This is a genomic window from Methylobacterium nigriterrae, from assembly GCF_037106235.1.
Lineage (GTDB): Bacteria > Pseudomonadota > Alphaproteobacteria > Rhizobiales > Beijerinckiaceae > Methylobacterium > Methylobacterium nigriterrae.
This window is the reverse complement of the sequence record NZ_JBAWTG010000453.1, coordinates 1-766: the sequence shown is the minus strand read 5'-3', so window position 1 is coordinate 766 and position 766 is coordinate 1. Positions and strand designations below refer to the sequence as shown.

Below are 766 nucleotides of genomic sequence, written 5' to 3'. Positions count from 1 at the left end.
TGAAGGCGAACCGCACGCCCAGCCCACGGATGCCACCCGTAGACGACGACACCGTCGTCGCCACCGCCGGTACTATGGGTCTTGTGCTGAGAGGTTGTAGTCCTCGAACCAGCCGGGCAGAAGCCGCATCACAGTCTCGGGGTCGGGCAGGATCGTGAGGCGAGTGTAGTCGCGCTTGAGCGTCTTCACGAACGCCTCCGCGATGCCGTTGCTCTGGGGCGAGCGCACCGGCGTGAACAGCAACCGCAGGCCGAGCGCAGCGGCCGTTTGAGCGGTCTGCTTGGCGATGTAGGCGGAGCCGTTGTCGGACAGCCACTCGACCGGATGCGGTGTCTTCGTTGCGCCGAACCGGCGCTCGGCGCAGGCAATCATCAGGTCGCAGACCATCTCGGCCGAGACACCCGCCGTGGTCGCCGACCAAGCCATGATCTCGCGATCGCAGGCGTCGATGGCAAACAGCACCCGCACGACTGCGCCGTCTCGGCAGTGCAGTTCGAGATGGTCCGAGCACCATCGCACGTTCGAGTGTAGCGCTACGACGACTCCGTCATGGGTGCGGCCGGGACGGCGGGCAGTGTGCGGCGCGAGGGTGAGCCCGTTCGCCCGCAGGATGCGTAGCGCGCGCTTGGCGTTGATGACGGGCTCGCCGCGCGAGCGCAGAACCCGGTTCACTACGGCCTGTTAGCTCTTGAGCCAGTCCAGAGCGGCTGCGAGCGAGAGAACGCCCATGAAGCTTGAAGCTGTCTTCTCGTAGCGGGTTGCGATG

General features: G+C 66.2%; 2 pseudogenes. Both read right to left on the bottom strand.

The features are described 5' to 3' along the window. Nucleotides 1–93: 93 nt before the first annotated feature. Nucleotides 94–678 (bottom strand): annotated as a pseudogene (locus WDW90_RS37705) (DDE-type integrase/transposase/recombinase); the annotation flags it as partial. A 3-nt stretch (nt 679–681) separates the two neighbouring features. Continuing rightward, a pseudogene (locus WDW90_RS37700) lies at nt 682–766 on the bottom strand (IS5-like element ISMex42 family transposase); the annotation flags it as partial.